Annotated in this window: 8 protein-coding genes; 4 read left to right on the top strand and 4 right to left on the bottom strand. The window is 71.2% G+C overall.

Features of this window, described 5'->3' with window-relative positions; translation table 11 throughout:
- Positions 1–37 precede the first annotated feature (37 nt).
- Genes KME77_RS05685 through KME77_RS29755 form a run of 3 tightly spaced genes read right to left on the bottom strand, consistent with a single transcriptional unit; the run spans position 38 to position 1,987 of the window.
- Positions 38–325 (bottom strand): DUF6204 family protein, encoded by a 288-nt coding sequence (locus KME77_RS05685; protein ID WP_219462649.1) that lies wholly within the window; start codon positions 323–325, stop codon positions 38–40.
- Positions 325–966, bottom strand: a complete 642-nt coding sequence (locus tag KME77_RS05680; RefSeq protein ID WP_219462646.1) for a TetR/AcrR family transcriptional regulator — start codon at positions 964–966, stop codon at positions 325–327. Before KME77_RS05680 ends, KME77_RS05685 begins: the two co-directional genes overlap by 1 nt.
- 37 nt (positions 967–1,003) lie before the next feature.
- Complete coding sequence (locus tag KME77_RS29755; RefSeq protein ID WP_308250563.1) at positions 1,004–1,987, bottom strand: DUF4037 domain-containing protein; 984 nt, start codon at positions 1,985–1,987, stop codon at positions 1,004–1,006.
- 228 nt (positions 1,988–2,215) lie between these two features.
- Here KME77_RS29755 and KME77_RS05670 point away from each other — a divergent pair, with 228 nt between their 5' ends.
- Entirely contained in the window at positions 2,216–3,301 is a 1,086-nt protein-coding gene (locus tag KME77_RS05670; RefSeq protein ID WP_219462642.1) for a M4 family metallopeptidase, read from the top strand.
- Between the two features lie 101 nt (positions 3,302–3,402).
- Positions 3,403–3,696 carry a protealysin inhibitor emfourin gene (locus KME77_RS05665; protein ID WP_219462640.1) on the top strand — a complete coding sequence of 98 codons (294 nt, stop codon included), beginning with the start codon at positions 3,403–3,405 and terminating at the stop codon, positions 3,694–3,696.
- A 27-nt stretch (positions 3,697–3,723) separates the two neighbouring features.
- On the opposite strand, the gene purB is transcribed toward KME77_RS05665, so the two are convergent.
- The gene (purB, locus tag KME77_RS05660) at positions 3,724–5,154 is read right to left on the bottom strand and encodes an adenylosuccinate lyase (RefSeq protein WP_219462638.1); all 1,431 of its coding nucleotides are present in this window, start codon (positions 5,152–5,154) and stop codon (positions 3,724–3,726) included.
- Positions 5,155–5,293: 139 nt separating this feature from the next.
- Here purB and KME77_RS05655 point away from each other — a divergent pair, with 139 nt between their 5' ends.
- Both KME77_RS05655 and KME77_RS05650 read left to right on the top strand, forming a co-directional pair.
- Positions 5,294–5,512, top strand: a complete 219-nt coding sequence (locus tag KME77_RS05655) for an EF-hand domain-containing protein (protein ID WP_219462635.1) — start codon at positions 5,294–5,296, stop codon at positions 5,510–5,512.
- 69 nt (positions 5,513–5,581) lie between these two features.
- Positions 5,582–6,144, top strand: a 563-nt coding sequence (locus KME77_RS05650; RefSeq protein ID WP_219462634.1) for an acyltransferase family protein, incomplete at its 3' end; no start/stop codon positions are given.

The raw sequence follows: 6,144 nt of genomic DNA, 5'->3' as shown, positions 1-6,144 counted from the left end.
GCCGCGCCGGCGCCGACAGCGCCTTCCGGCGCCCGTTTCAGCGGCGTTTGCGGCGGATCTTGAGGTCGCGCATGTCCGTGACCGCCACCCGCAGCACCCGGTAGGCGTGCCCGTGCCCGTCCAGCGCCGCCAGCGCCCGCGCGGCGGCGTCCGGGTCGGGTGCCTCGCCTGCGGGCACCTGGCAGCGGAAGGTGAACGCCGACACCCCGGCGTCGTGGGTGAAGGTCCCGGCCTCGGTGAACTCCATCCCGCCCGCCTCTCGCACGGCCTGCCTGCCGGCCTCGTCGAGCGCGTCGAAGGTGCCGGAGATCGTCACTCTGAACATCATGGCCTCTCTCGCGGGGCGTAGCCGAGCAGGCGTTCGCCGCACAGTTGCTCGAAGGTCTCCAGCAGTTCCAGCACGGCCCGCGCGATCTCGTGCACGCCGCGCCCGTCGGTGGTCAGCCGGGCGATCTCGCTGTAGAGGAGGGCGTGCAGGTTGCCGACCTGCCAGGCGACCATGCGCGCCACGGGGTCGCCGGGCGGGCGGCCGGTCTCGGTGGCCAGCACTTCGGCGAGCTCGCCGGTCATCCGCGCGCCGAGGTCGCCCAGGCGGGCGGTGAGCGTGGGCGCGGCCCGCATCATCTCCAGGACCCGGCCGAACCCCTCGCTCAGGCCGAGGGCGGGGTCGCGCCGCTCCACCTCGCGCCGCAGCTCGCCGAGGACGGCCGGCACGGCGCTCTGGCCGGGCGCGCGGCGGCGCACCATGTCGGCCAGCCGCTGCGGGGAGGCCTCCTCGGGCGGCAGGACGAGGTCCTCCTTGGCGGGGAAGTAGTTGTAGACGGTGTTGACCGACACCTGCGCCGCGGCGGCGACCTCGGCGACGGTGACGTGGTCGAAGCCGCGTCCGACGAACAGGCCGAGGGCCGTCTGGCGGATGTGCCGGCGGGTCTGGCGTTTCTTGCGCTCCCGCAATCCCTCACTCACAAAATGAACTCTACTCCAATTTTGGAGTCCATTTCACTTACGCGCCGAGTCCCAGGGCCGCCGCCGTCACCGCCCGCGCCCGTCCCGGCTCCAGCAGCAGATCCACCGAGTCCGACAACTGATCCACGCACCCCACCACCGGCAGCCCCCTGATCACCGGATCCGACACCGCCCCCATCAACGCCCGCGCGAACCGGCCCCCGTCGATCACCCGGAACGGCCGATCATGGAAGGGCCGCACCCGCTCGTCCAGCGGCTCGGCCAGCGCCACCCGGTTCTGCCACGACGCCAGCCGCCCGTAGGCGGCCGCCAGGCCGTCCTGACGCTCCACCCACGACCGCGCCGCCACCGCCGCCCCCAGGCACTCCCCCAGCTCCGTCGACCCCGGCATCCGGGCCAGGGCACTGCCCAGCCACTTGGCGTACGGGGGATAGCGACGGCGAAGCAGCAGCGCCAGCCGCATCACCTCCCGGCCCAGCCGCGCCCCCACCACCGCCGACCCCAGCTCGTCGCCCACCTCACCGGAGCGGCCGGGGAACGGCTCCTCCTGCCCGATCCGCTGCCACTGACAAGCCAGTACGTAACGCCACACGTCCCCCGGATACCAGCGCAACGCCGCCCGGGCCGTCTCCAGCTCCCCCAGCCCGTCATGGAAGACCGCCCCCAGCGTCACCTCCGCCAGGCTCTGCCACGGCACCGACAACCAGTCCAGCAGCGAGACCCCCAGCCGCGGATCGAAGCCCAGCCGACCGCTCAGCCACTGCCCCAGCTCCGCCACCACCACACCGGGCCGCACCACCCCGTGATAGTCGAACACCGTCGCCAGCCCCCGGAACCGATCGGGCAGCCCCGCCGTCACCCGCTCCTGCACCCGCGCCACCGCGCCCGGCGCCACGAACACCAGCACCCGCGGCCCCCAGTCATGATCAGCTGACCGGCCCGTGTCGAAAGCCAGCACCTCCGACCCCGGACCGATCAACGCCGCACTGTGCTCCACCCCCGACACCAGCGGCTCCACCACCTCGGCATAAAACGCTCGGGACAACTCGATACCAGGCACAAAATCGGACATCACACCGTCAACTCTGCCTGACGCCCCGCCGAACCTCACCCCAATTTCCCCCCGCCCCCACCCCCGCTCCGGCAGGCGAACCTAGGGGAAGCTCTGAGCCCGCCACCGATGCGCGCCCCGCCCCCAAGGACTTACCTGAGAGACCTCGAACCCGACACCAGCAAGAGGGGCCGCGCCATGGCGAACCGCTGCTACTTCATCCCGCCCCACGTCCTGGACCACATCGCCAAGGTCCAGGCCCAGCAGAGCGCCGAACCCTCACCCACCCAGCGCTCGGCCGTCGTCTCGGCCCAGTTCCGCCGCGGCCGCCGCACCGCCGGCGCCCTGCCGCTGGCCCTGCCCCTCACCGAGCAACGCCTGACCGCCGAACCCGGCACCGTCCCCACCGGCCTGACCGTCCCCAAACCCGGCACCTCCGGACGCCTCATCCACGACGATCAGAACCAGTGGACGTTCGACGTGCAGTTCATCCGCGGCGAGGGCGACCCCGCCGTGCCCGCCCAGAACGCCAACGACGCCTACGACCACCTCGGCGCCGTGCGCAGCTACTACAAGGCCAAGCTCGGCCGCGACTCCATCGACAACGCCGGCCTCAACCTCGTCGCCAACGTCAACTTCGGCGTCGACTTCGACAACGCCTTCTGGGACGACACCGGCCTGCGCATGGTGTTCGGCAACGGCAGCGGCACCGTCTTCACCGACCTGACCGCCAGCATCGACGTGTGCGCCCACGAGCTCACCCACGGCGTCACCCAGTTCAGCGCCAACCTCAACTACACCGACGACCAGAGCGGCGCCCTCAACGAGTCCTTCAGCGACATGATCGGCTCGGCCATCGACGCCTACGCCGGCGGCAAGGACGCCGGCACCCACAACTGGCTCATCGGCGACGAGATCATGGCCCCCGACCTGTTCGGCGAGGCGCTGCGCAGCATGGCCGAACCCGGCACCGCCTTCGACAACCCCATGATGGGCCGCGACCCCCAGCCCCGCGACATGAGCGGCTACACCGAACCCGCCGACCCGCACATCATGTCCGGCATCCCCAACCGCTGGTTCTACCTCATCTGCACCGACATCGGCATCGACGCCGCGACGACCATCATGTACCAGACGCTGCAGAACCTGTGGCCCAACGCCAAGTTCGCCGACGCCGCCGCCGTGGCCGTCGCCCAGGCCCGCATCCTGGCCCGCAACAACCTCGTGCCCCGCCAGGCGCCGCAGTCCGTCCGCGGCGCCGCCCGCCAGCAAGGCTTCTGGTGAGCCGGCCGGCCAGGTGAACAGCTCCGGTACGGGCCTGCCGGGCGGGCCCGTACCGTGACACCCGACACCCACCGCACCAGGAGAAGGGCAGGAGCGCCGCCATGCGCGTGACTCTGCAGACCAGCGGCGGCTTCACCGGCCGCCGCCTGCACGCCAGCCTCGACACCGACGACCCCGCCCACCTGCGCGCCCTCGCCCAGCTGCCCGCCCAGCAGCTTTCCGGCGGACAGCCGCCCGCCGACCAGCTCGCCGAGCGGCCCGGCTCCGCCCAGCCGCGCTACCGGCTCACCGTCCACCACCCCGACGGCGACCAGGTCAGCGAACTCACCGAATCCACCGTCCCGCCGGCACTCCGCCCCCTGCTGGCCCAACTGCTGCGCAACGCCCACCCCTGAAACGCCGCCGCCGCGCAGGCCCGCCGCTCACAAGATCGCGCCGGGACGGTAGGCCGCCGCCCGCGGGTGAGCCGCCACCACCTCACCCACCCGCGCCACCACGGCCTCCACCTGCTCGGCCGCCGCCCCCGTGAACGACACCCGATCGGCCAGCAGCCCCTCCAGCCCCGCCCGATCCAGCGGGAAACGCTCATCGGCCGCCAGCCGCTCCAGCAGCTCGTTCGCCGCCCCCCGCGAACGCATCGCCAGCGCCGACGCCACCGCGTGCTCCTTGATCAGCTCATGCGCGCTCTCCCGTCCCACTCCCGCGCGCACGGCCGCCATCAGCATCTTCGTCGTCGCCAGGAACGGCAGATAACGGTCCAGCTCAGCCGAGATCACCGCCGGAAAGGCCCCGAACTCCTCCAGCACCGTCAACATCGTCTCCACCAGCCCGTCGAAGGCGAAGAACGCGTCCGGCAACGCCACCCGGCGCACCACCGAACACGACACATCCCCCTCGTTCCACTGATCCCCCGCCAGCTCCGCCGTCATCCCCGCATACCCGCGCAGGATCACCGCCAGCCCGTTCACCCGCTCGCACGAGCGCGTGTTCATCTTGTGCGGCATCGCCGAGGAGCCCACCTGCCCCTCGGCGAACCCCTCCGTCACCAGCTCATGGCCCGCCATCAGCCGGATCGTCCTGGCCAGCGACGACGGGGAGGCCGCCAGCTGCACCAGAGCCGAGACCACCTCGAAATCCAGCGACCGCGGATAGACCTGCCCCACGCTCGTCAGCCGCCGCTCGAACCCCAGATGCGCCGCCACCCGCCCTTCCAGCTCGGCCAGCTTCTCCCGGTCACCGCCCAGCAGGTCGAGCATGTCCTGGGCCGTTCCCACCGGCCCCTTGATCCCCCGCAGCGGGTAGCGGGCCAGCAGCTCCTCCAGCCGGCCGAACGCCACCAGCAGCTCATCGGCCGCTGACGCGAACCTCTTGCCCAGCGTCGTGGCCTGCGCCGCCACATTGTGCGACCGGCCGGCCATCACCGTCGCCTCGTGCTCACGCGCCAGCTCCGCCAGCCGGGCCAGCAACGCCACCACCCGGTCACGCACCAGCAGCAGGCTGTCACGCACCTGCAGCTGCTCCACGTTCTCGGTCAGGTCACGCGAGGTCATCCCCTTGTGCACCTGCTCGTGGCCGGCCAGCGCGTTGAACTCCTCGATCCGCGCCTTGACGTCATGGCGCGTCACCCGCTCCCGCTCCGCGATCGAGGCCAGGTCGACGTGCTCGACCACCTTGTCGTAGTCGGCCAGCGCCCCCTCCGGCACCGCGACCCCCAGCTCGGCCTGCGCCCGCAGCACCGCCAGCCACAGCCGCCGCTCGGCGACCACCTTGTACTCGGGAGACCACAGCCGCGCCAGCTCGGCGGAGGCGTAGCGGGCGGCCAGGACATTGGGGATGCGCGGCTTGGAAGTCACGTCGCACAAGTCTATTCACCCAGCTCCGCCCGCCATTACCCTGGCTTCCTCGCTGAGGGGGTTGGCTGGCTGATTCGAGGGAGTTTTTCACCAAATCCGCCAGCTTTACGATGTAGATCACATAAGGGAGATTTCACCTATGCCTGACCATGACGACCCGAAAGCCACGTTCCACGAGTTCGACCGCGACGGCGACGGATACATCACCCGCGAGGAGTTCACCCTCGCCATGAACGCGCACGGCGAGCAGGTCACCGGCGCCGAGCTCGACTCGATCTTCAAGGTCTCCGACGAGCACGACGGCGACGTGGACGGCCGCATCTCCTTCGCCGAGTTCCTCATCGCCTGGAACAAGTGACGCCGACAAGTGACGGCGGACAGATGACGCTTTACGGGGCAGGAGAGGCAGGACAACTACGATGTCCTGATGCTCTCCCCTCCCCTGACCACCGCGAGCCCCGCCCCGCCGCACCCCCGCCGTCTGGCCTGGCTGGACGCGCTGCGCGGGCTGGCCGCGATGGTGGTGGTCGCTGAGCACGCGCTCAAACCGCTGTGGCCGGAGGCGCGCCCGCCGATCAAGGCCGTCTTCGACCCCGGCTGGTACGGCGTCATGGTGTTCTTCCTGGTCAGCGGCTACATCGTGCCGGCGTCGCTGGAGCGGCGGGGCAGCGTGCGGGCGTTCTGGATCTCGCGGCTGCTGCGGCTGTGGCCGCTGTTCGCCGTGTGCGTGGCCGGCATGCTGCTGCTGGCCGCGCTCGGCTGGGACGACCTGCACACCTGGTGGGGCAGCCGGACGGCGGCACTGGCCCTGGCGCACGCCGGCATGCTGCAGAACCTGCTGTATGTGCCGAACGTGGCCAACGTGCTGTGGACGCTGTCCTACGAGATGGCCTTCTACCTGCTGCTGACCGCGATGTACGTCCTGGGGGTGCACCGGCGCAGCACCGCGGCCGCGCTCACGTTCGCCGCGGCCGCCGTGCTGGGGGCGGG

The organism is Nonomuraea rhizosphaerae (assembly GCF_019396405.1).
Lineage (GTDB): Bacteria > Actinomycetota > Actinomycetes > Streptosporangiales > Streptosporangiaceae > Nonomuraea > Nonomuraea rhizosphaerae.
This window is presented reverse-complemented; position numbering and strand designations above follow the sequence as displayed.

Bases quoted from the DNA above. Each gene is read 5' to 3' on its own strand.
- KME77_RS05685 (WP_219462649.1), bottom strand. From the start codon at position 325: ATGTTCAGAGTGACGATCTCCGGCACCTTCGACGCGCTCGACGAGGCC.
- KME77_RS05670 (WP_219462642.1), top strand. From the start codon at position 2,216: ATGGCGAACCGCTGCTACTTCATCCCGCCCCACGTCCTGGACCACATC.
- KME77_RS05665 (WP_219462640.1), top strand. From the start codon at position 3,403: ATGCGCGTGACTCTGCAGACCAGCGGCGGCTTCACCGGCCGCCGCCTG.
- KME77_RS05655 (WP_219462635.1), top strand. From the start codon at position 5,294: ATGCCTGACCATGACGACCCGAAAGCCACGTTCCACGAGTTCGACCGC.